Consider the following 26,745-nt stretch of genomic DNA (forward strand, 5'->3'; position numbering starts at 1 on the left):
CAAAGGGGTGTAGTTCGAATTGGTAGAACAGCGGTCTCCAAAACCGATGGTTGGGGGTTCGAGTCCCTCCACCCCTGCCAAATTACTAACTTACGTAGCAAGCGTGAGTTTTACTGACGTTGTAGTGCTAGGATCGTGACATGAGCGAAAAAACGGAAAATCAGTCCAACCCATTGGACATGTTGAAATGGGTAGTGGTTTTTGCATTGTTAGCAGGAATCGTTACTGCTAATTCAATGTACGGCAATGACGTATCAGTGCTTTACCGTGCTATTGCCGCGGTGGTTACTGTTGTAGTTGCGGGCTTTATTGCAGCCACTACTGAGAAAGGTGCTGCATTTTTAAGTTTTGCTAAAGAATCGCGTATCGAAGTACGTAAGGTTATTTGGCCAACACGTCAAGAAGCGAATCAAACAACGCTTATCGTATTAGCAGCTACACTAGTAATGGCACTGATCCTTTGGGGATTGGATGGCATTATTGTTCGCGTTGTTGGCTTTGTTATGAGTATAGGAGCATAAAAGCGTATGTCTGAAGAAAGCAAAAAAAGATGGTACGTGGTACAAGCCTACTCACAGTACGAGTCACGAGTAAAAAAGACCCTGCTTGAATACATCAAGATGCACAACATGGAAGAACATTTTGGTCAGGTACTAGTACCTACCGAAGAAGTCGTTGAAATGCGTGCGGGTCAAAAGCGTAAATCTGAGCGCAAGTTCTACCCAGGTTATGTTTTGGTAGAAATGGACATGAATGAAGACTCATGGCACTTAGTGAAGAGCGTTCCTCGTGTATTGGGCTTCATTGGCGGTACATCTGACCGTCCTATGCCAATTACGCAAAAAGAAGCTGATGCTATCTTGAATCGTCTTGAAGAGTCTGTAGACAAGCCTAAGCCGAAGACATTGTTCGAACCGGGCGAAGTGGTTCGCGTTATCGACGGTCCGTTTGCAGATTTCAACGGTGTGGTAGAAGAAGTCGATTACGAAAAGAGCCGCGTAAAAGTGTCGGTGCTTATCTTTGGTCGTTCTACACCAGTAGATCTAGAGTTCGGTCAAGTCGAGAAAGGCTAACAATCGATTCACCTTTTTTAAAAACCTGCTACGGCAGGTTTTTTTGTGCCTATTTATCTGTTCTATATCAATTTTTTAGATAGTAAAGAGAAGTATATTTAGCCGCAGAAAGCAGTGAACGTACTATAATGGACAATTAGGTAACGGGTAAGATAATCATTACTCGCTATACTGAGAGCTATTGCTGCGTGCAAAAGCAGTCATTATTGGAGTTGTTGTGCACAAATTGTTGTTTGCTGTCTTTGTGGTTTATTTGAATGTAGGTAGTGTATTTGCAGACCATGCAATACCCACACTTGCAGTTTCGAATGTTACCCAGGGGCCCGCACAAAAGCTGGGTCAAGATTTGAATAACGGTGCACAACTGTATTTTTCTCAGTCCACAACGAGTCATGTTAACTTTCAGTTTCAAAATGATGGTTATGAACCAGAGCAAGCTCTGTTAAATACCAAATATTTTGTGGAGCAGGGACATACACTGCTATTCAACTTTGTTGGCACACCAACTACTAAAGCTATTGCAAATCACATTCACCATTTACCGATTCTTCTCGTCACCCCTTTTACGGGAGCTGACTTTCTCAGAGAGCCAGAGGCACGACATGTGTTTAACCTACGTGCGAGCTATCAGCAAGAGGCTGAGGTTCACTCTCGTTACTTGATTAATCAGTTAGGGCTGCGAAAAATCGGAATAGTGTTACAAGCAGATGATTATGGGCTGAGTTTTACCAAATATTTTGAAAGGGAACTTGCGGCGAATAACTTAACGCCAGTTTTACTAACGCGGGTGAAGCGGAACAGTCAGTTCGTATCTACAGCCGTTGAGGCGTTAAAAACCGCGGATATTGAAGCTGTCGTATTTATCGGCACTTACGAGCCACTAATTGAGATAATCAATCAAACGTATTCAGACAACCCCGATCTTATATATACGAGCGTGTCCTTTGCTGCGAGTGATCACGTGTTACCGCATATTCCAGACTCAGCGAAAGTGGTTTTTTACTGAGGTAGTGCCCGATCCAAATTCTTGTGATTACGACGAGTGTCGATTGTTTAGAGCACTTGCGCAGAATAAGGAGTCAAAGCTCACGCGTGGACAGTTTGAAGGTTTTATTAATGCCTTGTGGCTAGATAGTGCTATTAGCGCATGTGATCAAGTGTCTCTAGGGTGTATCAGCGATAAATTAACCTACTCACCGATGACTTTGTTTGGCGAGTCTATGGTGTTTGACGAAAAATCGCGTCAGTTAGCCAACAGAGTATTTTACTCTAGTCAGAATTTAACGGCACCTTTGCTCCTGATACAGTAGAAAGCACACAATTAAAAAGATCGTTTTTTCACCATATTCAAACTTGCATAGCAATTAATCACCCTATATACTACGCGCCCTTTTATACGGAAACGGGAAGCCGTTCGAGCAGGTAAACTCATTACTTGCGAGGCGTTAGACCCAAAAGAGAGCATTAAAATGGCTAAAAAAGTAACTGGCTTAATTAAGCTACAGGTTGCAGCGGGTGCTGCAAACCCAAGTCCACCGGTTGGTCCTGCACTAGGTCAGCACGGTGTAAACATCATGGAATTCTGTAAGGCTTTCAACGCGAAAACTGATAGCCTTGAGAAAGGCGCTCCAGTACCAGTAGAAATCACTGTTTACGAAGATCGCTCTTTCACATTCGAAACCAAAACTCCTCCTGCATCTTACCTTCTTAAGAAAGCTGCTGGCATTAAGAGTGGTTCTGGCCGTCCTAACACTGAAAAAGTGGGTAAAGTTACTCGCGCTCAGTTGGAAGAGATTGCAAAAACTAAAGAGCCAGACCTTACTGCAGCTGACCTTGATGCAGCGGTACGCACTATCGCGGGTTCTGCTCGCTCAATGGGCTTGAACGTAGAGGACTAATCGAATGGCTAAACTAACTAAACGCGCTCGCGTAATCCGCGAAAAAGTTGATGCGACTAAAGAGTATGAAATCAACGAAGCAGTAGCACTCCTAAAAGAACTAGCAACTGCTAAGTTCGCTGAAAGTGTAGACGTTGCTGTAAACCTTGGTATCGACGCTAAGAAATCTGACCAAAACGTACGTGGTGCAACTGTACTACCAAACGGTACTGGTAAAGAAGTTCGCGTTGCTGTTTTCACTCAAGGTGCAAACGCTGAAGCTGCGAAAGAAGCAGGTGCTGACATCGTTGGTATGGAAGACCTAGCTGAGCAAGTTAAGAAAGGCGAAATGAACTTTGACGTAGTAGTTGCTAGCCCAGACGCGATGCGCGTTGTTGGTCAACTAGGTCAGATTCTTGGTCCACGTGGCCTTATGCCTAACCCTAAAACGGGTACTGTAACGCCAGACGTTGCTACTGCGGTTAAGAACGCAAAAGCTGGTCAGGTTCGCTACAGAAATGACAAGAACGGTATCATCCATGCAAGCATTGGTAAGATCGCGTTCGAAGCAAACCAAATTCAAGAAAACCTTCAAGCGCTACTTGACGCATTGAACAAGGCTAAGCCTTCTTCTGCTAAAGGTACTTATATCAAGAAGATCAGCCTAAGCACTACTATGGGTGCTGGTGTATCTCTAGATAAGGCTTCTGTAGGTCTTTAATTTACCCTGTCGGTATAACAACCGATTTCTCTGTAAAGGTTATGGGTTGGAGTTGTCGAAACAGCAGTGCTGATTGGCGACTCCCGTCCAAGACCGCAGGTGCGGTGTGGTGAAAGAGGTAAGAGAACTTTCACGTATAACACACTGCTTAATAGAACAACCTGCGCAGACGGTGGTTTGACTCAGACTCTCTGGGGTAACAAACACCGTAGAGCGGTACCTTCATACTGTTGGTATCAATCTGTGAACCCTGATGGCGTAAGCAGGTAACTGCCTACAAAGTCAGATACAAAGAGGTGAACTCAGTGGCACTAGGTTTAGCAGCAAAGAAAGAGATCGTAGCAGAAGTATCTGAAGTTGCGTCTCGCGCTCTATCCGTTGCCGTCGCTGAATACCGTGGGATGGAAGTTGCAGAACTGACTGACCTACGCGTTAAAGCTCGTGAACAAGGCGTATACCTTAAGGTTATCCGTAACACACTAGCTAAACGTGCATTGGCAGACAGCAAATTTGCAGACTTAGACAGCGCGCTAACTGGCCCGCTTATCTATGGCTTCTCGATCGATGCACCAGGCGGTGCAGCACGTCTTTTCAAAGACTTCGGAAAGCAAAACGATAAGTTGAACGTTACAGCATTGTCAATTGGTAGTGGTCTACTTGGTCCAGAGAAATTGGACGCAGTTGCTTCACTTCCTACTCGCGACGAAGCACTTGCAAAACTACTTGCAACCTTCAAAGCACCGGTGGGCAAATTCGTTCAAACAATCAACGAAGTACCTACCAAATTTGTGCGCGTATTGGCGGCGATCAAAGACGAGAAGTAATTCCCGTTTTTGGCATATTGATTTTTTTAACATTTTAAACCCAGGAGTTTAGAGAAAATGGCTCTAACTAAAGAAGATATCTTGAACGCGATTGCTGAAATGCCAGTTATGGAATTGGTTGAGCTAATCGAAGCAGCTGAAGAAAAATTCGGCGTTGAAGCGACTGCTGCTGTTGCAGTAGCTGCTGGTCCTGCTGCTGCTGGCGAAGCTGCAGAAGAAAAGACTGAATTCGACGTTGTTATGACTTCATTCGGTGGCAACAAAGTTGCAGTAATCAAAGCAGTTCGCGGCGCGACTGGCCTAGGTCTTAAAGAAGCTAAAGAAGTAGTTGAGTCTGCTCCTAAAGCTATCAAAGAAGGCGTAAGCAAAGAAGAAGCAGAAGAACTGAAGAAGCAGCTTGAAGAAGCTGGCGCTGAAGTTGAAATCAAGTAATCTGAACTAATCAGATTACCTGCCTTAAACGGCAAGGCTGGTGGTTTTTTAGACCACCAGCCTTTTTGCGCTGTATAGGTGTGTAGTTTTTAACCCTTTACTACACTCTCTCTAAGCGCTCTCCGGAGCACCAAAAAAGCATAAAACCAAGAAGTTAACTAATAATTGGTTAATTTTTGTTGTATGCTGGTGTAATTGCCCGGAAAAGGGTTGTGGAAGTTTGTTGTTTAAACTGGCAAATCGCCGGATTAGACAGCAGGTTGGGTCATAAATCAGCAGGCTGAGGAACCCATGGTTTACTCTTATAGCGAAAAGAAACGTATCCGTAAGGATTTTGGCAAACGCCCACAGGTATTGGAAATTCCATACCTTCTTTCAATTCAGCTTGATTCTTTCAAAAAGTTTATTGAGACCGATCCGGAAGCTCAATACGGTTTGGAAGCAGCATTTCGTTCCGTTTTTCCAATCAAAAGTTACTCAGGTAATTCAGAGCTTCAGTATGTAAGCTATCGCCTGGGTGAGCCGGTGTTTGACGTTAAAGAATGTCAAATTCGCGGTGTCACTTTCTCTGCTCCATTAAGAGTAAAACTACGGTTAGTGTTATTTGATAAAGACGCTGCCCCAGGTACCGTAAAAGACATTAAAGAACAAGAAGTGTACATGGGCGAAATCCCATTGATGACAGAGAACGGCACGTTCGTTATCAATGGTACCGAGCGTGTTATCGTATCTCAGTTGCACCGTTCACCTGGTGTGTTCTTTGATCATGACAAGGGTAAAACTCACTCTTCTGGTAAGGTACTTTATAACGCACGTGTTATTCCTTACCGTGGTTCATGGCTAGATTTTGAGTTCGATCCAAAAGATAACCTATTTGTACGTATTGACCGTCGCCGTAAATTACCTGCGACTATCATCTTACGTGCACTAGAAATGACTACCGAAGAAATCCTTGATACTTTCTTCGATAAAGTTAATGTGCGCATCGACAATGACCGTCTAATGATGGAAATGGTGCCAGATCGCCTACGTGGTGAAACGGCTCAGTTCGATATCTTAGATAACGAAGGTAACGTTGTTGTAGAAAGCGGTCGTCGTATTTCTGCACGTCATACTCGCTCTCTTGATAAAGCAGGAATGACAGAGCTAGAAGTTCCAGCTGACTATTTGATTGGTCGAGTATTTGGTGCGACCTACGTTAATGAAGACACTGGCGAAGTTATCGTAAGTGCAAACGACGAATTGACACTTGAAAACTTGGCGGCACTAAGCCAAGCAGGTATCAAAGAGTTTGCGACGCTATACATTAACGAATTAGATCACGGTTCATACATCTCTGACACTGTACGCATTGATTCATCAACTAACCGCCTTGAAGCGCTTGTTGAGATCTATCGTATGATGCGTCCTGGTGAGCCGCCAACAAAAGATGCAGCAGAAACTCTGTTCGACAACCTATTCTTCTCTGACGAGCGTTATGACTTGTCATCGGTAGGTCGTATGAAATTTAACCGTCGTCTTGGCCGTGAAGATCAGCTTGGTGCTGGTACACTAGACAAAGATGACATCATCGATGTAATGAAGCAGCTCATCCAAATCCGTGACGGTAAAGATGAAGTTGATGACATCGATCACTTGGGTAACCGTCGTATTCGCTCTGTGGGCGAAATGGCTGAAAACCAATTCCGCGTTGGTCTAGTACGTGTGGAACGTGCCGTTAAAGAGCGTCTTAGCCTTGGCGATCTAGACAACGTAATGCCTCAGGACCTTATTAACGCTAAGCCTATTTCGGCAGCTGTTAAAGAGTTCTTTGGTTCTTCTCAGCTGTCTCAGTTCATGGACCAAAACAACCCGCTTTCAGAAGTTACGCACAAGCGTCGTATTTCTGCATTAGGCCCGGGTGGTCTTACTCGTGAACGTGCAGGCTTTGAAGTTCGAGACGTACACCCGACTCACTACGGTCGTTTGTGTCCAATCGAAACTCCTGAAGGTCCAAACATCGGTTTGATCAACTCATTGGCTAGCTTCGCGCGCACCAATGATTTCGGTTTCCTTGAAACACCTTTCCGTCGTATCGTCGACGGTGTAGTGACTGACGAAATTGATTACCTATCGGCAATCGAAGAAGGTCAGTTTGCGATCGCACAGGCAAACGTAGCTCTTACTGAAACTAATGCATTGCTAGACGACCTTATTCCATGTCGTCACCGCGGTGAAACTACCTTGATGCCTAAAGAAGACATCAAGTACATGGACGTTTCACCACAGCAGATCGTTTCAATCGCTGCAAGCATCATCCCGTTCCTAGAACACGATGATGCAAACCGTGCATTGATGGGTGCGAACATGCAACGTCAGGCAGTACCAACGCTACGCGCTGATAAGCCGCTAGTAGGTACTGGTATGGAGAGAACCATCGCCGTTGACTCGGGTGTTACCGTAGTTGCTAAGCGTGGTGGTACCGTAGATTTCGTTGACGCTAGCCGCATCGTTATTAAGGTGAATGAAGATGAAATGCTTCCAGGTGAAGCAGGTATCGACATTTACAACCTGACTAAGTACACCCGTTCTAACCAAAACACGTGTATCAACCAACGTCCAACGTGTGATGTTGGCGATCCAATCGTTGCTGGTGACGTTCTTGCTGATGGCCCATCAACTGACTTGGGTGATCTAGCACTTGGTCAGAACATGCGTATCGCGTTCATGCCTTGGAATGGTTACAACTTTGAGGATTCAATCCTTATCTCTGAGCGTGTAGCTCAAGAAGACCGTTTCACTACTATCCACATTCAAGAACTAAGCTGTATCGCTCGTGATACTAAGCTTGGGCCAGAAGAAATTTCTTCTGATATCCCTAATGTGGGTGAATCTGCATTGAGCAAGCTTGATGAATCAGGCGTTGTTTACATTGGTGCAGAAGTTAAAGGTGGCGATATCTTAGTAGGTAAAGTGACACCTAAAGGTGAAACTCAGCTTACGCCTGAAGAAAAACTATTGAGAGCAATCTTTGGTGAGAAAGCGTCTGACGTTAAAGATACGTCTCTACGTGTACCTAACTCTGTTCACGGTACTGTAATCGACGTTCAAGTCTTTACTCGCGATGGTGTTGAGAAAGACAAGCGCGCGCTTGAAATCGAAGATATGCAACTTCGTCAGGTTAAGAAAGACCTTACTGACGAATTTGAAATCCTTGCAGATGGTATCTTTGCTCGTGCACAAAATGCTCTATTACGCGCAGGTGTTGACCAAGCTAAGCTTGATAGCCTGCCTCGTGAGAAATGGTTTGAAATTGCACTAAGCAGCGAAGATGCACAAATTGAGCTAGACCAGATTGCAGAGCAGCACGGTGAGATCAAAGACGACTTCGATAAGAAGTTCGAAGGTAAGCGTCGCAAGATCACACAAGGTGATGATCTAGCACCTGGCGTACTTAAGATTGTTAAGGTTTACCTAGCTGTTAAACGTCACATCCAACCGGGTGACAAAATGGCGGGACGTCACGGTAACAAAGGTGTTATCTCGACTATCCAGCCAGTAGAAGACATGCCATACGATGAAAACGGTACGCCGGTAGACATCGTTCTTAACCCACTAGGTGTACCGTCGCGTATGAACATCGGTCAGATCCTAGAAACGCACTTGGGTATGGCTGCACACGGTTTAGGTGTGAAGATTGATCGTATGCTTAAAGAGCACGAAGAAATGCAAAAACTTCGTAGCTTCTTGAAAGAAGTATACGAGCTAGGTGAAAACCACCAGGAAGTTGATATCGATAACTTCACTGATCACGAAGTGAAGCGCCTTGCAGAAAACCTGCGTAAAGGTGTACCGATTGCAACACCTGTATTCGACGGTGCTCGTGAATCTGAAATTAAAGAAATGCTTAAACTGGCTGATATTCCAGAAAGCGGTCAGATTACACTGTTCGACGGTCGTACCGGTCGCGCGTTTGAGCGTCCAGTTACGGTTGGTTACATGTACATGCTTAAACTTAACCACTTGGTTGATGACAAGATGCACGCCCGTTCTACCGGTTCGTACAGCTTGGTTACACAGCAGCCGCTGGGTGGTAAAGCACAATTCGGTGGTCAGCGCTTCGGTGAGATGGAAGTGTGGGCACTTGAAGCATACGGTGCAGCATATACCCTTCAGGAAATGCTTACTGTTAAGTCGGATGACGTTAACGGCCGTACTAAGATGTACAAGAACATCGTCGATGGCGACCACAGAATGGAGCCTGGCATGCCAGAATCCTTTAACGTATTACTTAAAGAAATTCGCTCGTTGGGTATCAACATCGAGCTTGAAGAAAAGTAACACGGCAATCGCCACGTATTGACTTGAGATGGCCCGGTGCTTGCGCCGGGTTCTAGAGACTGACTCCGCTGGGAGAGTAATGTGAAAGACTTATTAAAGTTTCTAAAGCAACAAAACAAGACTGAAGAATTCGACAATATTCGAATCGGTCTTGCTTCACCTGACATGATCCGTTCATGGTCTTATGGTGAAGTTAAAAAGCCTGAAACCATTAACTACCGTACGTTCAAACCAGAGCGTGACGGCTTGTTCTGTGCGCGTATCTTTGGACCAGTAAAAGACTACGAATGTCTTTGCGGTAAGTATAAGCGCCTGAAGCACCGTGGTGTTATTTGTGAAAAATGTGGTGTTGAAGTAACCCTAACTAAAGTACGTCGTGAGCGTATGGGTCACATCGAACTGGCGAGTCCAGTTGCCCACATTTGGTTCCTTAAATCACTGCCGTCTCGTATCGGTTTGATGCTAGACATGACGCTACGTGACATCGAGCGCGTATTGTACTTTGAATCTTACGTTGTAACTGAGCCGGGTATGACTACCCTTGAGCGCAGCCAACTTCTTACTGAAGAAGAATACCTAGATTCATTAGAAGAGCACGGTGACGAGTTCGAAGCAAAAATGGGTGCAGAGGCTGTATTCGATTTGCTTAAAGTACTAGACGTTGACGCTGATGTAGCGGCAATGCGTGAAGAGTTGCCTTCAATCAACTCTGAAACAAAGCGTAAGAAGATCACCAAGCGTCTTAAGTTGCTTGAGTCGTTCCAACAGTCTGGTAATAAGCCAGAGTGGATGATCATGACAGTTCTGCCGGTACTGCCACCAGATTTGCGTCCTCTAGTACCACTAGATGGCGGTCGTTTTGCAACGTCTGACCTCAACGATTTGTATCGTCGTGTAATCAACCGTAACAACCGTCTTAAGCGTCTTCTAGACCTTGCGGCTCCTGATATTATCGTACGCAACGAAAAGCGTATGCTTCAGGAAGCGGTAGATGCGTTACTTGATAACGGTCGTCGTGGTCGTGCGATCACTGGTTCTAACAAGCGTCCTCTGAAATCCCTTGCTGACATGATCAAAGGTAAGCAAGGTCGTTTCCGTCAAAACCTTCTTGGTAAGCGTGTTGACTACTCAGGCCGTTCTGTAATTACCGTTGGTCCTACATTGCGTTTGCACCAGTGCGGTCTTCCTAAGAAGATGGCTCTTGAGTTGTTCAAACCATTTATTTACGGCAAGCTTGAAGGTCGCGGCTTAGCGACAACAATCAAAGCTGCTAAGAAGCTTGTTGAGCGCGAAGCACCTGAGGTATGGGACGTACTAGACGACGTTATCCGCGAACACCCGGTAATGCTTAACCGTGCACCAACACTTCACCGTTTGGGTATCCAAGCGTTTGAACCAACACTTATCGAAGGTAAAGCAATTCAGCTTCACCCACTTGTGTGTGCGGCATACAACGCCGACTTCGATGGTGACCAAATGGCGGTTCATGTTCCGTTGACCATCGAAGCACAGCTAGAAGCTCGTGCACTAATGATGTCAACGAACAACATTCTTTCACCAGCGAACGGTGAACCAATTATCGTACCTTCACAGGACGTTGTATTGGGTCTTTACTACCTTACTCGTGACAAAGTTAACGGTGTAGGTGAAGGCATGATGTTTACCAGCCCGCACGAAGCTGAAAAAGCGTATCGTACAGGCGCTGCAGAACTACACTCACGTGTAAAAGTACGTATTACTGAATACGACGTTGCAGAAGACGGTACTAAAACTGAGAAAGTCACACTAACGGACACAACAGTCGGTCGTGCAATTTTCTCGTTGATCCTACCTAAGGGTCTACCGTTTGAAATCATCAACCAAGCAATGGGCAAGAAGCAAATCTCTAAATTGCTTAACGCTTGTTACCGTACACTTGGTTTGAAAGATACTGTTATCGCTGCTGACCAAATCATGTATACCGGTTTCCACTACGCGATGATCGCGGGTGCGTCTGTTGGTATCGATGACATGGTAATTCCTGCGGCTAAGAAAGACATTATCGAAGCAGCAGAAGCGGAAGTTATAGAGATTCAGGAACAGTTCCAAAATGGTCTTGTAACTGCCGGTGAGCGCTACAACAAAGTTATCGATATCTGGTCTAACGCAAACGAAAAAGTTGCGAAAGCTATGATGGACAACCTCAAGACTGACATCGTGATTAACCGCGATGGCGAAGAAGAAGAGCAGCAATCATTTAACTCTGTTTACATGATGGCCGACTCAGGTGCTCGTGGTAGTGCCGCACAGATTCGTCAGCTAGCAGGTATGCGTGGTCTGATGGCTAAGCCAGATGGCTCAATCATCGAAACGCCAATCACAGCGAACTTCCGTGAAGGTCTGAACGTACTACAGTACTTCATCTCAACTCACGGTGCTCGTAAAGGTCTAGCGGATACCGCACTTAAAACAGCCAACTCGGGTTATCTAACTCGTCGTCTTGTAGACGTTGCACAGGATCTGGTTATCACTAACGATGACTGTGGCACATTCGAAGGTGTTGTAATGACACCTCTAATCGAAGGTGGAGACGTTGTTGAGCCGCTACGTGAGCGTGTTCTAGGACGTGTAGTTGCTGAAGACGTACTTAAGCCAGGTACTGACGAAGTACTTGTTGAGCGTAACGTAATGCTAGATGAAGCATTAGTAGATATGCTTGAAGCTAACTCAGTTGACCAAGTTATGGTTCGCTCTGTTATCACTTGTGACAACGATTTCGGTGTTTGTGCTAAGTGTTACGGTCGTGACCTTGCACGTGGCCACATGGTGGGTAGCGGTGAATCGGTTGGTGTTATTGCAGCACAGTCAATCGGTGAACCAGGTACACAGCTTACCATGCGTACGTTCCACATCGGTGGTGCGGCTTCAAGAGCGTCAGCAGAAAATAGCGTACAAGTTAAAACTGCGGGTAGCTTGAAGCTACACAATGCTAAATTCGTACGTAACTCTGACGACAAAGTGGTTATTGTTTCTCGTTCAACTGAATTAACAGTTATCGATGAGCAAGGTCGTGAGAAAGAGCGTTATAAAGTACCTTACGGTGCAGTACTTAGCGTTGACGACGGTGCAACTATTGCAGCTGGCGACGTGGTTGCTAACTGGGATCCGCATAGTCACCCAATTATTACTGAGCGTGCAGCGAAAATTAGCTTTGCTGACATCGACGACTCTAACACTGAAATGCAACAAGACGAGCTTACTGGTCTAACGCGTATCGTTGTTAAAGATCTTGCTAAAGTTAATGCGAAAGAGCCTAAGCTAATTCTAGAGAGCGACGAGTTCGGTCTTCAGGAAATTCGCCTACCAAGCTTTACCACTATTGAAGCGGCTGAAGGTAAGGTAGCTAATGAAGGTGACGTACTAGCACGTATTCCTCAGGAAAGCTCGAAAACTCGTGATATTACCGGTGGTCTACCGCGCGTTGCGGACCTATTCGAAGCGCGTAAGCCTAAAGAGCCTGCAATTCTTGCAGAAATCTCAGGTACTATCGGCTTCGGTAAAGAGACCAAAGGTAAGAAGCGTCTAGTTATCACACCTGCAGAAGGTGATGCGTACGAAGAGATGATTCCTAAGTGGCGTCAGCTTAACGTGTTTGAAGGTGAGAAAGTGGAAAAAGGCGAAGTTATCGCCGATGGTCCAGAGTCACCACATGACATTCTTCGCCTACGTGGAATCTCAGCTGTTGCTAACTATATCGTGAACGAAGTTCAAGAAGTTTACCGCCTACAGGGTGTAAAAATTAACGATAAGCACATCGAAGTGGTTATTCGTCAGATGCTACGTAAGTGCATCATTACACATGCTGGTGATACCCAGTTCCTTGAAGGTGAGCAAGTTGAAGTGTCTAACGTTAAAGTGGCTAACCGTGAAATTGAAAAACACGGTAAGATCCCTGCCCAGTACGAAACACAGTTACTAGGTATCACTAAAGCGTCACTATCGACTGAGTCATTTATCTCTGCAGCGTCGTTCCAAGAAACAACGCGTGTACTTACCGAAGCGGCAGTACAAGGTAAAGAAGATGACTTACGTGGTCTGAAAGAAAACGTAATCGTTGGTCGATTGATTCCAGCGGGTACAGGTTTCGCTTACCACGAGCGTCGTGCACAGAAGCGTAAAGAAGAGATTGAAGAAATGTCTGTTTCAGCGGCTGAAGCTGAGCAAGCATTAACAGAAGCTCTTAACGCTGATATTGGTGAAGACACCGCAGAATAATAAGTTGGCGAGTGCGCATTCAGTGCACTCGCGCTTATTGGCAAGACAAGCTTACATTAAGCATAAATATTAACTGCTTAACCTTTGTACAGCTTGACATGCACAGCATTGATCATTACTATTCCGCGACCCAATTTTTGAGAGTATTAAATACTGTTGAAAATGGTGCGCGGATTTTTGTATCAATGCCACGTTATTCCTGACGAGCACAGGGATAACAAAACATGGCGATATTTGAAAATCCCATGAGAATGGACCCAATCACAGTGATTGGGTTTTTGTAGTTTTTAATCAGGAGCTAGTTAATGGCAACAGTTAACCAGTTAGTGCGTAAGCCGCGTAGAAAGCCCGTTGAAAAAAGCAACGTAGCTGCCCTACAAGCTTGCCCACAAAGACGTGGTGTATGTACTCGTGTATATACTACTACGCCTAAGAAACCAAACTCTGCACTACGTAAAGTATGTCGTGTGCGCCTTACTAACGGTTTTGAAGTTTCTTCATACATCGGTGGTGAAGGTCACAACCTACAAGAGCACAGTGTAGTTCTTATCCGTGGTGGTCGTGTTAAAGACCTTCCAGGTGTTCGTTATCACACAGTTCGCGGTACTCTTGACTGCGCTGGCGTAAACGATCGCAAACAAGCCCGTTCTAAGTACGGCGCGAAGAAGCCTAAGTCTTAACGGTTCTCCGTTAGTAAGGCCAAACTGAAGTTTAAGAGTTTTGGGTTATCCCTGAATTCATACGGAGAATAGAAGATGCCAAGAAGAAGAGTCGTAGGTCAACGTAAGATCCTACCAGAGCCAAAATTTGGTTCACAATTGCTTGCGAAATTCATGAATGTCGTAATGCTCGACGGCAAAAAGTCAGTCGCTGAAAAAATCGTTTACGGTGCGCTTGATATTGTTGCTGAAAAAACCGGCAAAGCACACCTGGATATGTTTGAAGAAGCTCTTGATAACATCCGTCCTACCGTTGAGGTTAAATCTCGCCGTGTAGGTGGTTCTACTTATCAGGTACCAGTAGAAGTACGTCCAGTACGTCGTAACGCTCTGGGTATGCGTTGGTTGGTGGAAGCTGCTCGTAAACGTGGTGAAAAGTCTATGGCACAGCGCCTGGCTGCAGAAATGATGGATGCAGCAGACAACAAAGGTTCTGCGGTTAAGAAACGTGAAGACGTTCACCGTATGGCCGAAGCAAACAAAGCGTTTGCTCACTACCGTTGGTAATCAACGTTATTTAACTGAGAGAGATGTATGCCTCGTAAGACCTCAATTGAGCGCTATCGTAATATCGGTATTGTTGCGCATGTTGACGCGGGTAAAACCACTACAACAGAGCGTGTTCTGTTTTATACAGGACTATCACACAAGATCGGTGAAGTGCACGATGGCGCGGCAACCATGGATTGGATGGAACAGGAACAAGAGCGTGGTATAACCATTACCTCTGCTGCTACCACCTGTTTCTGGTCTGGGATGCAACAACAGTTCGATCAACATCGTATCAATATTATTGATACTCCAGGACACGTAGACTTTACTATTGAAGTAGAGCGTTCTTTACGTGTGCTTGATGGCGCTGTGGTTGTATTTTGTGGGTCTTCTGGGGTTGAGCCTCAATCAGAAACAGTCTGGCGACAGGCTGATAAATATGAAGTGCCACGCCTTGTGTTCGTCAATAAGATGGACCGGGCTGGCGCTGATTTTGAGCGTGTTGTTGGTCAGATCCGCAAACGCTTAGGTGCTAACTGTGTTCCGATTCAATTGAACATAGGCGCTGAAGAAGAATTCCGTGGTGTCATCGATTTAATTAAGATGAAGGCCATTAACTGGAACCCTGAAGACCAAGGCATGACCTTTGAGTACGAAGAGATTCCAGCTGAGTATGTAGATAAAGCTGAGCAGTATCGTACCGAGATGATTGAAGCGGCTGCAGAAGCATCTGAAGAGCTCATGGATAAGTATTTAGAAGGCGAAGAGCTAACTGAAGCTGAAATCCGTGAAGGCTTGCGTACACGCACCCTAAATAACGAAATTGTACTTGCTACCTGTGGCAGTGCATTTAAAAACAAAGGGGTACAAGCGGTACTAGATTCTGTCATCGAGTATTTACCTTCGCCTACCGAAGTTAAGGCCATAAACGGTGTACTTGACGACAAAGATGAGACGGAAGCTGAGCGTCATGCCGACGACAACGAGCCGTTCTCTGCATTAGCATTTAAAATAGCTACAGACCCATTTGTGGGTACGCTGACGTTCTTCCGTTGTTACTCTGGTGTGGTTAACACAGGTGATACGGTTTACAACCCTGTTAAGGGCAAGCGTGAGCGATTTGGTCGTATCGTGCAAATGCACGCGAAAGACCGTGAAGAAATTAAAGAGGTTCGCGCTGGTGATATTGCAGCAGCGATTGGACTTAAAGATGTGACAACAGGCGATACTCTGTGTGATCCAAACAATGTGATCACCCTAGAGCGCATGGAATTTCCTGACCCGGTTATTTCAATTGCTGTTGAACCTAAGTCACAAGCAGATCAGGAAAAAATGGGCATTGCGCTGGGTAAACTAGCGGCAGAAGACCCATCCTTCCAAGTAAACACTGACGACGAAACAGGTCAAACAATCATTTCAGGTATGGGTGAGCTACACTTGGATATCATTGTTGACCGAATGAAACGCGAGTTCAAAGTAGAGTGTAACGTGGGTAAACCCCAGGTTGCTTATCGTGAGACCATTCGTAGTACGGTTGAAGTGGAAGGTAAATTTGTACGCCAGTCGGGCGGCCGTGGCCAGTTTGGTCATGTATGGCTGCGCCTTGAGCCTCAAGAGCCAGACGCTGGGTACGAATTTGTGAACGAAATCGTTGGTGGAGTAGTACCCAAAGAGTTTATTCCATCAGTCGATAAAGGAATTCAGGAGCAGATGCGTAGTGGTGTGGTTGCCGGCTACCCAGTACTTGACGTAAAAGTTACTTTGTACGATGGTTCATATCACGATGTTGACTCTTCTGAAATGGCGTTTAAGATCGCCGGTTCAATGGGTTTCAAAAAAGGCGCCGCAGAAGCAAATCCGGTGTTACTTGAACCCATGATGAAAGTTGAAGTGACTACTCCAGAAGACTGGATGGGTGATGTTGTTGGCGATCTAAACCGTCGTCGCGGCATGATCGAAGGCATGGAAGAAGGCGTTGCCGGAATTAAAATTATCCGTGCAAAAGTTCCCCTTTCAGAAATGTTTGGGTATGCGACCGACTTGCGTTCACAAACGCAAGGCCGTGCGTCATACTCTATGGAGTTCTTCAATTATTCTGAGGCGCCAAACAATGTGGCGCAGGCTATTATTGAGTCTAGAATTTAATCTTATTGAAGGTTCGGTCCGGTCTGTATTGGGTCGGACTTTTAACTTAGGAAACGAGAAAAATGGCAAAAGAAAAGTTTGAACGTACGAAACCCCACGTAAACGTGGGTACAATCGGCCACGTTGACCACGGTAAAACTACCCTAACTGCAGCAATCACTACTGTTCTTGCAAAGACTTACGGTGGTGACGCTCAAGCGTTCGATCAAATCGATAACGCTCCTGAAGAAAAAGCGCGTGGTATCACCATCTCTACTTCACACGTAGAATACGATACTCCAACTCGCCACTACGCACACGTAGACTGCCCAGGACACGCTGACTATGTTAAAAACATGATCACCGGTGCTGCACAGATGGACGGCGCGATCCTAGTAGTAGCAGCGACTGACGGCCCAATGCCTCAGACTCGTGAGCACATCCTACTTGGTCGTCAGGTTGGTGTACCTTACATCATCGTATTCATGAACAAGTGTGACATGGTTGACGATGAAGAGCTTCTAGAGCTAGTAGAAATGGAAGTTCGTGAACTTCTTTCTGAGTACGAATTCCCAGGTGACGACCTACCAGTTATCCAAGGTTCTGCACTTAAAGCCCTTGAAGGCGAAGCAGAATGGGAAGCGAAGATTGTTGAACTAGGTGAAGCTCTAGATTCATACATCCCAGAGCCAGAGCGTGCTATCGACAAGCCGTTCATCCTTCCAATCGAAGACGTATTCTCAATCTCAGGCCGTGGTACTGTTGTAACTGGTCGTGTTGAGCAAGGTATCATCACTGTAGGTGAAGAAGTAGAAATCGTAGGTATCAAAGAAACTACGAAGACTACTTGTACTGGTGTAGAGATGTTCCGTAAGCTTCTAGACGAAGGCCGTGCAGGTGAGAACGTTGGTGTTCTTCTACGTGGTACTAAGCGTGACGAAGTAGAGCGTGGTCAAGTACTAGCGAAGCCTGGTTCAATCAACCCGCACACTAAGTTCGAAGCAGAAGTATACGTACTATCTAAAGACGAAGGTGGCCGCCATACACCATTCTTCAAAGGCTACCGTCCACAGTTCTACTTCCGTACAACTGACGTAACTGGTGCAGTAGAGCTACCAGACGGCGTAGAAATGGTAATGCCTGGTGACAACCTTAAATTCAAAGTTGAGCTAATTGCTCCGATTGCGATGGACGAAGGTCTACGTTTCGCAATCCGTGAAGGTGGTCGTACAGTAGGTGCAGGTGTTGTAGCGAAGATTCTAGACTAATCTAGACTTTGCACACTAAGCATTGAAAAGAAAGGCGCTCATTGAGCGCCTTTTTTGTTGTTTTGAATAAATCTTCCTGTTCGTTTAACTTTTTTAAAAAATCCTATCAATTTTTCTAAACTTTCTTGCTACTTAATTGGTTTTTGATTAGCGTAACTCTAATCGTAAAAAAGTAAGTTGTCGTATGTGGGCACGTTTGAGTTTGGCAGTTCTACTATTGTCATCACCTTCTTTGGGTAGTGCTGCGTCTGCGTCGTCTGACGTTGATTTGTTTGAGCTCTCACTTGAGGAACTGCTCAACGTTGAAATCACGGTCGAAAGTGTTAAATCAAGGCGGTCTAGCGATACATTCTCTTCAATAGGTAAAGTCACACAGGGACAGTGGCGTACGTTCGATGCAGAGCGAGTTTTCGATACGCTAAAGTACGAACCCTCTATGGATTTATACATGTCAGTAGGGGGCTCTACAACGCTCAGTACGCGCGGATATACCGGTGATAGTTCAAGTTCTCGCGGCAAAGCTCTACTCTTTGATGGCATCCCCCTCAATGGCTTTGCTTTTGGTACCGCGCTGTACAGTAAAAGCTTTTTACCAACAGAATTATTGAGTGGGATAGAAGTCGTTCGTGGTCCCATATCAAGTATGCACGGTCCCGATGCTTTTCATGGGGCAATTTTAATGACTCCTAGTTTGTACGAAGAGCCCGGCCATAGTCTTGAGGCTTCTTCCGACAATTACGGGCAAAATGAAGTGGCCTTAAAATCAAGCGTTAACGTTGCGGAAGATATAAAGAGTATTTCACTGCTTCATACAACACACCTCGATGATAACTTCAGTCCATCAAATTTAACTACCCGGCTAAACTCTGAACAGAAAAGTTATACGCTATTCAACAAAATAGCGTGGCAGAGAAATTCACATCAACATGAGGCGGGATTGCTACTGAACAGAGCCAGTGCTGCAGGCTACTTTGATCTATTTTCGACTGACACGTCGAGTGGCGTTGATGGTGCAGAGACATCACTGCTTTATTACAAAGGTCAGTTCACTCTTACTGATTGGAATGTATCTGCTAAAACCTGGGTTCACGATAGTGTGTTTGATTTGCGTTTTCGCGATGAATCCTTTGTACAGTTTTGGAATGACCGACAATATGGCGCTCAGCTGATTGGAACCAACGACAGTCTCACTGACGCCTCGGTCAGTATAGGTACGGAATTTATCAAATCAAAGGTTGTTGAAGCGAGGAGTCATCTGGCGTCAGATCCCCCAAGATTCGCAAGTGGAGACGGGTTGAGTAAAAACGTGTTCGCGTTGTTTGGGCAATATACTCAATTGCTCACCGATAATTTAACGTTAGATGCCGGTCTGCGAGTGGATCGCTTCTCTAACAGCGGTGAGACTGAGGTGTCTCCAAAAATAGGTTTAATCTATCGTTCAAGCGATGTATCGAGCTGGAAACTGTCTGCAGCTCGAGGTTATCGCGCTCCCGCAGCTGGTGAATTGTCTTCCGGTAATTTTCTCGGTAACCCTGAACTAAAAGGTGAAACGCTAACTACTGTCGAAGCTACCTATCAATTTCAAAATGAGTTCGCCCAGATTAAAGTCACCCTATTTGATTCAATGTGGGAAGATGGGATTATCACCCAACTTACCGATGAAGCGACATCAATGGGCTTCGAAAGGCAGTTTGTCAATGCTGGTTCAAATTCGGCATATGGTTTAGAGCTGGAGCAACGATATTACTTTAGCGATCACGATATCTATGTTCAGTCGGGCTATAGCTACGTAAAATCAAAAAACGAAACCTCCAATACAGATTACACCGCGTTTCCCGAGCACAAGTTTTCTATTGGGATTGTTCATCAGCTAAACAGCTACCAATATGCATTACACTACTTGTTGAAAACTGATAGAACCGATACCTTGTTAAGCGAGGTAACATTGCCAAACTTTCATGACGTGCACTTCTCAATTCAGCGAGAATTTAAAAATTCTAGCGTTATTGCACGAGTGTCGAACTTACTCAATAGTACGCAAGTTGATCCCGCCATTTGGGGTGTTGATGGTGGTATTGAAGGGCGAGGTCGTAAATTTGAATTGAGTTTTCTGTATTCTTTCTAAGTGTCGAAGATATTGTCTAGATTGACTTTTTCTAATAACGGATGCTTGTCAACACCACACAACAATACAATGTCTACGTTAGGCAAAGGAGGAAGGCTATCGACAACTGTTACGTCGCCACTTACACTAATCTGCCCGATAGCACCAACTGCTAAACCAGCGGCAACAAGCGCGCGCTGAGCCGATGATGTGTCGCAACAGGCGAGCAGGTGATAGGGTACTTTTTTCTTACTTAAAGTTTCGATGGCCGCTGCGTGGTATTTACAATCTTTTTGGAATAGAGCTAAAGGAATGGACGGCCTATTGTGAATATCGTAGTCCGGGCTACTAATCCACACACCTTTATCGGCACATAACCAATAGCCTTCTTCACTGTTGGGGGAGCGAGTAACGATGGCGGCATCGATTTTTCCTTCATCTAGCCATTCTCTCAAGATAATACTTGGACGGCTAAACACTTGGATTGAACAAGTGGGTTCGACCGCATAAATGCGCTCTATAATCAAGGGAAGAAGGTTGTCATTGTAGTCTTCTGGGCAACCCAAACGCAGCGGTTGTTTGTCTTGATAGCGTTTTATCTTAGTTACAGTGTTACCGTGCAAAGTAACAATTTTTTCAGCTTCTACCCGCAGAGATGTACCTGCTTCGGTAAGAATAAGATTGCGTCCGTGTTTTTCAAATAGTTTGACGGATAGCTCTTCTTCCAGCTTTTTCATTTGTGCACTAAAAGCTGATTGAGTTCGGTTAATCTGTTTAGCCGCCCGAGTAAAACTCCCGGTTTCAGTGAAGGCGAGAAAGCTGCGAAGCGAGTCAATATCCATTGTTCATTCAATCCATCAGAAAAATTAATAGGTGGTATAAAAACTATACGTTAGTGGTTTCTACTGCAATCCCTTAACCTTGAAATACATTCAATGCACTGAGGGAACATAATGAAGCTATACATTGCAAACCAAAACTATTCTACATGGTCACTACGGGCGTGGATTATTTTTGAACGCTTTAATTTGAATGCGCAAGTGACCAAGCTATCTCTGTTTACTCCTGAGTTTTACCAAACGCTTTCAGCCATTAATCCTGCCGCGAAAGTCCCCGCACTTGTTGATGGAGAAATTAAGGTATGGGACTCATTGGCTATTCTTGAGTATATCAATGACAACTACTTAGAGGGTATAGCATGGCCTGCGGATAAAGCGCTAAAAGCGAAAGCGCGTGCAATTTCTTGTGAAATGCACTCCGGGTTCATGAATGTGCGTAATGAACTACCGATGAATTGTAGAGCGCGTAGGAAGGTCATAATGAGTGACGGTGCTAAAAAAGAGTGGAGTAGAATAGATGACATATGGTCAGAACAAATGGCGGCGTTTCCCGACGGGTGGCTGTTTGGTGAATGGTCTATCGCTGACGCTATGTTCGCGCCTGTAGTCATGAGAGCCAAAACCTACAATTTGCCACTGTCTGAATTAGCAACTCAATACATGGAGCGCGTCTTAGCGAGCCAAGAAATTTCGACATGGTTAGCGCAGGCGAGTGAAGAGGCGGATATTGTGCAAGAAGATGAGGCTGGGGAGCCCATTTAATCGGTGAAAACAAAAAACGGTGGTGTCGAAGCACGACAACCACCGTTGATACTGAATGACAGTTGAGAACTAGATTCTAAAACTCGTCAAAGCTGTAGGTGAAGCGAACACCAACAGTTCTTGGTCTTAGTACGTTTACTACAAAGCTTCTTACCGTTGCGCCTTCAACAGTTTGACTAATTCGCGGTGTAGACTGAACACCGGTTTCGGCAAACTTGTCAAACAGGTTGTTAACGTAACCAGTAACTGTCCAGTTGTCTGTCTCGTACATTACACGAGCATTGGCAACACCAAAGCTCGGTAAGGTGTAACCACCACCTAGTGCAGCAGTACGAGAGAGAATATCGCCCTGATATGCGTAATCCGCGCTGTAAGTTAGCTCAGCACCATCCGATAGCTCTTGGTAGTAGGTTGCAGAAATCGCAAACTGAGTTTCTGGTGAACCAGGAAGTCTGTCACCTTCGCTACCGTCTTCAAATGCAGTTGCAAAACCTGGAGGTGTGATAGTACGAACCAGTGATGGTACGTCTGCAGACAATTCACTTTTCGTTTTACTGAATGAACCTGTAATACGCAAATCATCTGTAGCCAACCAATCGAAGGTTCCTTCAAAACCACGAGATTCAGCACCGTTCGCATTGATGGTAATTGGTACAGATGCATTTACCGTCGCAGACGACAATTGGTTGTCTTCCCATTCGATGTAGTACACAGCTGTGTTGAATGTAAGCGTTCCATCTAACCAGCGGCTCTTAACACCTAACTCGTGGTTGCGGGTTGTATCTGGGCCGTACGCACGTTCATCAAACTGGGCAAAGTCATTCGGACCTGGACCATATTGTTGACCTGGTGCCAACAAACAGTTTCCTTGTGAACCATTCGGGTCGTACTCGTCACATTCACCACCGCCATTTACGCCACCAATACGGAAACCTTCACTTACCGTCAGGTAAACATTAAGGTCGCTATTGAACGCATATGAAGTATTAAATTTAAAGAGGTTACCGTCATCTTCCTGACCCAAGCTAGGATCAAATGGACGCGCTTGAATTTCATCTAGGCCTGCGGCAATAAAGCCTCGGTCAAATAGTGGGAAATCAACTTCAGACTGGCTTTCAATCTTGTACTCGTAGTAACGGGCACCAAGAGTGACTTGCCACTTATCAGTAATTTCATAACCAAATTCACCGTAAACTGCTTTTTCAGTGATGTCAGTTGATGAGGCAGAGAAATACTCTAGGTTATCTGGACGATCGAAACCGGCAAACTGTGCATAACCTGGCGTGTATTCCGCTGAGTAACCTACATCTTCGCTTCTATTGTAGAAGGCACCTACAATCCAGTTGAACGCTGAGTCAGTGGTTGATACAAGGCGAATCTCTTGGTTAAGCGTGTCGATACGCTCGTTTTCTTCAGTGAACGCGGTAAACGTAGGGAAGGTTTCGTAAGAGTACTCTAAGCTGATAAGTAGGTCAGTTTGGTCACGCTGACCAATCTCTTCGTACTCAGATATACCTGTTGCTGAGGTTAGCTCTGCAAAACCTAGGTCCGCGATGATTTCAAGCGCTAGTAGGCTCGTGCTTTCTTCATTAGGTTCTTCAACTCGCTGAGCATTTTCATATTTACCTGTAGGTAACGCGCCCATATGACTTGAAATAGTACGCCCTTCGTTATCTTCCTCTTGGAAGTAATAAGTTAGGGTTGCGTCTAGTACTTCGCTGGGTTGCCAACGTAGCGATAATTTACCTGTTAGTGATTCCTGACCGTTAATGTCTTCTTGCGGTGCAAGTTCATCACTGCCTCGGGGAGAGTCTGGCTCAGACACACCAATTTCACGCACGATAAACGGCTGGTCGATAAAACCAGGGTCTTCGAAACGGTCTAGAGCTACACGGACTGCAAAAGTGTCTGACAGTGGAAGGTTAAAGGTAACCCCTAGATCGGTGCCAAGGTTGTCACTTTCACTGGTTTGGAATAGGTCACCGCGGAGATCTATTTGTGTACCATCAAACTTAGGTTTAGTTGGGATATAACGAATAGCACCACTTAGCGTACCTGCACCATACAGTGTCCCTTGAGGTCCTAAAAGTACCTCTACACGCTCTAAGTCAGTGATACGAAGGTCAATAGCTAGAGGAATTTCACCTAGGTAGGTAGCTACCGTTCCACCTTGTGTGTTACCGCTTCCTTGGCCTAACGGGTCAGCGTTGATACCACGAACGATGATTGGGTTACCGTTACGACCACCTTGGTCGATGGCAACAATACCCGGAACAAACCTTAGTACTTCGGAAATATCGCCAATACCTTTTTCTTCCAACGCAGCACCGTCAAGGGCAGCGATGTTAATAGGTACGTCTTGGATAGAACCAGCACGACGGGTTGCTGTTACTTCAATCTTTTCTATTGCAGCAAGGCCTTGCTCTTCTTGAGCTATAACAGGCACTGTAACTGAACCACTCACAGCAGCTATTGCCACAGCACGAGCAATAAGGTTGTGTTTAAATTTTACGGTCTTCATGTGTCGTCTCTTTCAATTTTATTGAACGAATTAAATGTGTGTATGTGTTAATTGCGTTCAGCGCGGTTTTATTCTTGTGAAGTGCTGATGGACAAACCCATCTTAACAAACTGGACGATTTGCACGTTTTTAGTTTGCCCTTGTAATGGTTCCGCTGTCAAATCGGCGTGTGTAACCTTTTGTGTTGAAAATTACTAATGATTTGATAGCCTTTTTACGCCACGTCTCAACTAGCAGGTAGTATGTCTAATCTTGTAAGTACAATTATAGAGAGAAATTTTTCTCTTATGGCTCAGGGAAAGTATCCGGAGGTGCACGCTGCTGCGCTGTCGATGATTAAACAAAATGTCAACGACCCTGTGCCTTATCTACTGCTCGCTAAGCTTTGCTTTGACCACGAGAACTATAAAAAATCAGATGAACTATTTTCTAAAGCTATAACGTTGGGCCCAGAGAATGTTTATGTTTTGACGTTCTACGCTCAGTGTCTCACTTTCTTTGGTAAACATGTCTACGCTAAAAACCTCGCTGACAAAGCTGCTGGACTAGGCCCTAAAGAAGCCTATCTGTTGGATACCCTGGGAGTAATCTACAGCCGATTGGGCTTCCATGAAAAAGCGATACATTGGTTTGAGAAAGCTGTTGGATTAAATAGTGAGGTTGCAAACTACCACTATAATCTAGCGGCATCGCAGCAGTTTTTAGGGAATTTTGAAGCTGCACAGGTAAGTTACGAGGCGTCTTTACAGCGCTCGCCTGATGATTATCGCGCGTTATCTTCCTTAGTGAGCTTGAAGAAACAGCGAGAAGATGACAATCGATTGAGTGAGCTGTTACGAGTTTTCGATAAACTGCAAACAAATGAAGATGCGACTTTGTATCTAGGACACGCCTTAGCTAAAACCTATGAAGACATGGGAAATCACAAAGAAAGTTTTCATTGGTTGCAAAAGGCAAAGGCGGCTAAGAACGCAAAGCCTGCAAGTGTTGACTACAGAAAGATATTTGCTGCCGCTAAGTCGAAAATAATGAAGGTGGCAACAAATGCAGAGGTTAGTACTGCATCGCCGATCTTTGTTGTAGGTTTACCTAGAACCGGTACCACACTGGTAGATAGAATTATATCAAGTCACAGAGATGTAGCCTCTGGCGGAGAATTAAATACCTTTGCAGAGCTTGTTAAAAGAGCCACGTCATCAAAATCGCAGTATGTTTTAGACGAAACTACTCTGCTTCAAGCAAATGATTTGGATTTAGCTAAGGTGGGTCAAGATTATGTCACAGCAACTCAGGCGCTGTATCGAAACGCCAAACGCTGTACCGACAAAATGCCGCTAAACTTTTTCTATGTTGGGTTAATTCTTAAAGCCTTGCCAAATGCTCGCGTCATTGCTTTGCGCCGCGGTGCGATGGACAGCTGCCTGAGTAATTACCGGCAGTTACTTACCACGCAGCATGCCTATTATGATTACACCTATGGGCTCGAAAGTACCGCTGCTTTTTACACAATGTTTGATGATCTTATGAGCCATTGGCGTGAGACTTTACCCTCGGACAGGTTTCTAGAGATAAATTACGAAGATATTGTGTATCACCAAGAGGAAAAAACGCGAGAGATACTGTCTTTTTGTAACCTGGATTGGGACGAAGCCTGTATGCGTTTTCACGAGAATGATGCACCAGTCTCTACCGCGAGCTCGGTTCAAGTGCGACAGCCTCTGTACTCAGGTTCAATTGGACGCTGGAAAAAGTACGGAGATTTGTTGGATGGCCTAAAACAGGCGCTTGGTGAGTTGCATGAAACAGGTGAAGACCACTAAAAACAAAAAGCGCTTTTGAACCGGCCAACGGTGTCAAAAGCGCTTTCTAGATGCATGTCAATGCAATCGATTTTACGCTTCAGGCATACCTGAAGAATGATGGCTCACGATTAACCACTCACCGTCGATTAACTGATATGTGAAGCTGTAACGAGCTTTAACTTCTTGGCCTGTTGTACCGAAAGTGAAAGTGTAAACCCCAGAGTCAACGGCTAGTGTGTCAGCAATAGTGATTTGACGTAGGTTGATAACGCCTGATGGCTTGTTTGCTAAAAAGTGAACAAAATAATCTTTCTTCTCTTCAGCAGTCAAACGTGGTTGGTTCGAAACTGTAGGAAGCAAGATTGAGCGTTCCGCGTAGTTTGCAACTACATTGTCAGGCTCGCCAGTCTGTAGTGATTCATTCCATCTATCAAATAGTGCTGCAATATCAGTTTCAGTAGTCATCGTAATTAATCTTCTCTTAAATAAAAGTAACATGAATTGATACGTTAAACGCGTCTAACAGATCACTGCGTTTTGTACCGTTAAATATTTTATAACATGAGGAAAACAAAGCTTTATATACCAGTCTTCATGCTATTGCTGATAGTAA

20 protein-coding genes and 1 tRNA gene are annotated in these 26,745 nt (G+C 45.0%); 18 read left to right on the plus strand and 3 right to left on the minus strand.

The annotated features are described in order from the left end of the window. Window positions 1–3 precede the first annotated feature (3 nt). The 16 genes from EYS00_RS02195 (at window position 4) to EYS00_RS02270 (ending at window position 20,229) form a co-directional block, all read left to right on the plus strand. A tRNA-Trp gene (locus EYS00_RS02195) sits at window positions 4–80 on the plus strand. Between the two features lie 60 nt (window positions 81–140). Next, complete coding sequence (gene secE / locus EYS00_RS02200; protein ID WP_130634932.1) at window positions 141–521, plus strand: preprotein translocase subunit SecE; 381 nt, start codon at window positions 141–143, stop codon at window positions 519–521. Between the two features lie 6 nt (window positions 522–527). Then, window positions 528–1,073, plus strand: coding sequence for a transcription termination/antitermination protein NusG (gene nusG / locus EYS00_RS02205; RefSeq protein WP_130634933.1), 546 nt, complete (start codon window positions 528–530; stop codon window positions 1,071–1,073). A gap of 217 nt (window positions 1,074–1,290) precedes the next feature. Next, window positions 1,291–2,079 (plus strand): ABC transporter substrate-binding protein, encoded by a 789-nt coding sequence (locus tag EYS00_RS02210; protein WP_165399285.1) that lies wholly within the window; start codon window positions 1,291–1,293, stop codon window positions 2,077–2,079. Window positions 2,080–2,083: 4 nt separating this feature from the next. Then, the gene (locus tag EYS00_RS02215) at window positions 2,084–2,383 is read left to right on the plus strand and encodes a hypothetical protein (protein ID WP_130634935.1); all 300 of its coding nucleotides are present in this window, start codon (window positions 2,084–2,086) and stop codon (window positions 2,381–2,383) included. 159 nt (window positions 2,384–2,542) lie between these two features. Then, window positions 2,543–2,971: a 50S ribosomal protein L11 gene (rplK, locus tag EYS00_RS02220; protein ID WP_130634936.1), complete on the plus strand. Its 429-nt coding sequence runs from the start codon at window positions 2,543–2,545 to the stop codon at window positions 2,969–2,971. Between the two features lie 4 nt (window positions 2,972–2,975). Beyond that, a complete protein-coding gene (gene rplA / locus EYS00_RS02225) occupies window positions 2,976–3,671 on the plus strand; it encodes a 50S ribosomal protein L1 (protein WP_130634937.1) in 696 nt (231 codons plus the stop codon). A 305-nt stretch (window positions 3,672–3,976) separates the two neighbouring features. Then, window positions 3,977–4,495, plus strand: coding sequence for a 50S ribosomal protein L10 (gene rplJ, locus EYS00_RS02230; RefSeq protein WP_130634938.1), 519 nt, complete (start codon window positions 3,977–3,979; stop codon window positions 4,493–4,495). 57 nt (window positions 4,496–4,552) lie between these two features. Continuing rightward, a complete protein-coding gene (rplL, locus tag EYS00_RS02235) occupies window positions 4,553–4,927 on the plus strand; it encodes a 50S ribosomal protein L7/L12 (protein WP_130634939.1) in 375 nt (124 codons plus the stop codon). 291 nt (window positions 4,928–5,218) lie between these two features. Continuing rightward, a complete protein-coding gene (rpoB, locus tag EYS00_RS02240) occupies window positions 5,219–9,247 on the plus strand; it encodes a DNA-directed RNA polymerase subunit beta (protein ID WP_130634940.1) in 4,029 nt (1,342 codons plus the stop codon). An 81-nt stretch (window positions 9,248–9,328) separates the two neighbouring features. Beyond that, window positions 9,329–13,501 carry a DNA-directed RNA polymerase subunit beta' gene (gene rpoC / locus EYS00_RS02245; RefSeq protein WP_130634941.1) on the plus strand — a complete coding sequence of 1,391 codons (4,173 nt, stop codon included), beginning with the start codon at window positions 9,329–9,331 and terminating at the stop codon, window positions 13,499–13,501. 305 nt (window positions 13,502–13,806) lie between these two features. Beyond that, window positions 13,807–14,181 carry a 30S ribosomal protein S12 gene (rpsL, locus tag EYS00_RS02250; protein WP_014951037.1) on the plus strand — a complete coding sequence of 125 codons (375 nt, stop codon included), beginning with the start codon at window positions 13,807–13,809 and terminating at the stop codon, window positions 14,179–14,181. Between the two features lie 75 nt (window positions 14,182–14,256). After that, window positions 14,257–14,727 carry a 30S ribosomal protein S7 gene (rpsG, locus tag EYS00_RS02255; protein ID WP_130634942.1) on the plus strand — a complete coding sequence of 157 codons (471 nt, stop codon included), beginning with the start codon at window positions 14,257–14,259 and terminating at the stop codon, window positions 14,725–14,727. Between the two features lie 27 nt (window positions 14,728–14,754). Next, window positions 14,755–16,857 carry an elongation factor G gene (fusA, locus tag EYS00_RS02260; RefSeq protein WP_130634943.1) on the plus strand — a complete coding sequence of 701 codons (2,103 nt, stop codon included), beginning with the start codon at window positions 14,755–14,757 and terminating at the stop codon, window positions 16,855–16,857. Window positions 16,858–16,919: 62 nt separating this feature from the next. Continuing rightward, complete coding sequence (tuf, locus tag EYS00_RS02265) at window positions 16,920–18,104, plus strand: elongation factor Tu (RefSeq protein ID WP_130634944.1); 1,185 nt, start codon at window positions 16,920–16,922, stop codon at window positions 18,102–18,104. Between the two features lie 184 nt (window positions 18,105–18,288). Then, window positions 18,289–20,229: a TonB-dependent siderophore receptor gene (locus EYS00_RS02270; protein ID WP_130634945.1), complete on the plus strand. Its 1,941-nt coding sequence runs from the start codon at window positions 18,289–18,291 to the stop codon at window positions 20,227–20,229. On the opposite strand, the gene EYS00_RS02275 is transcribed toward EYS00_RS02270, so the two are convergent. Then, window positions 20,226–21,050 (minus strand): LysR family transcriptional regulator, encoded by an 825-nt coding sequence (locus EYS00_RS02275; RefSeq protein ID WP_130634946.1) that lies wholly within the window; start codon window positions 21,048–21,050, stop codon window positions 20,226–20,228. The genes EYS00_RS02270 and EYS00_RS02275 overlap by 4 nt on opposite strands. Before the next feature lie 111 nt (window positions 21,051–21,161). On the opposite strand from EYS00_RS02275, the gene EYS00_RS02280 reads away from it, so the two are divergent. Further along, entirely contained in the window at window positions 21,162–21,809 is a 648-nt protein-coding gene (locus tag EYS00_RS02280) for a glutathione S-transferase family protein (RefSeq protein ID WP_130634947.1), read from the plus strand. A 76-nt stretch (window positions 21,810–21,885) separates the two neighbouring features. Here EYS00_RS02280 and EYS00_RS02285 read toward each other — a convergent pair whose 3' ends face one another. After that, window positions 21,886–24,330 (minus strand): TonB-dependent receptor, encoded by a 2,445-nt coding sequence (locus EYS00_RS02285; protein WP_130634948.1) that lies wholly within the window; start codon window positions 24,328–24,330, stop codon window positions 21,886–21,888. Window positions 24,331–24,572: 242 nt separating this feature from the next. Here EYS00_RS02285 and EYS00_RS02290 point away from each other — a divergent pair, with 242 nt between their 5' ends. Then, a complete protein-coding gene (locus EYS00_RS02290) occupies window positions 24,573–26,150 on the plus strand; it encodes a sulfotransferase (RefSeq protein WP_130634949.1) in 1,578 nt (525 codons plus the stop codon). Between the two features lie 72 nt (window positions 26,151–26,222). On the opposite strand, the gene EYS00_RS02295 is transcribed toward EYS00_RS02290, so the two are convergent. Then, window positions 26,223–26,597, minus strand: a complete 375-nt coding sequence (locus tag EYS00_RS02295) for an SgcJ/EcaC family oxidoreductase (protein ID WP_207301674.1) — start codon at window positions 26,595–26,597, stop codon at window positions 26,223–26,225. Window positions 26,598–26,745 lie beyond the last annotated feature (148 nt).

It is taken from the genome of Alteromonas sp. KUL49 (assembly GCF_006538345.1).
Classification (GTDB): domain Bacteria; phylum Pseudomonadota; class Gammaproteobacteria; order Enterobacterales; family Alteromonadaceae; genus Alteromonas.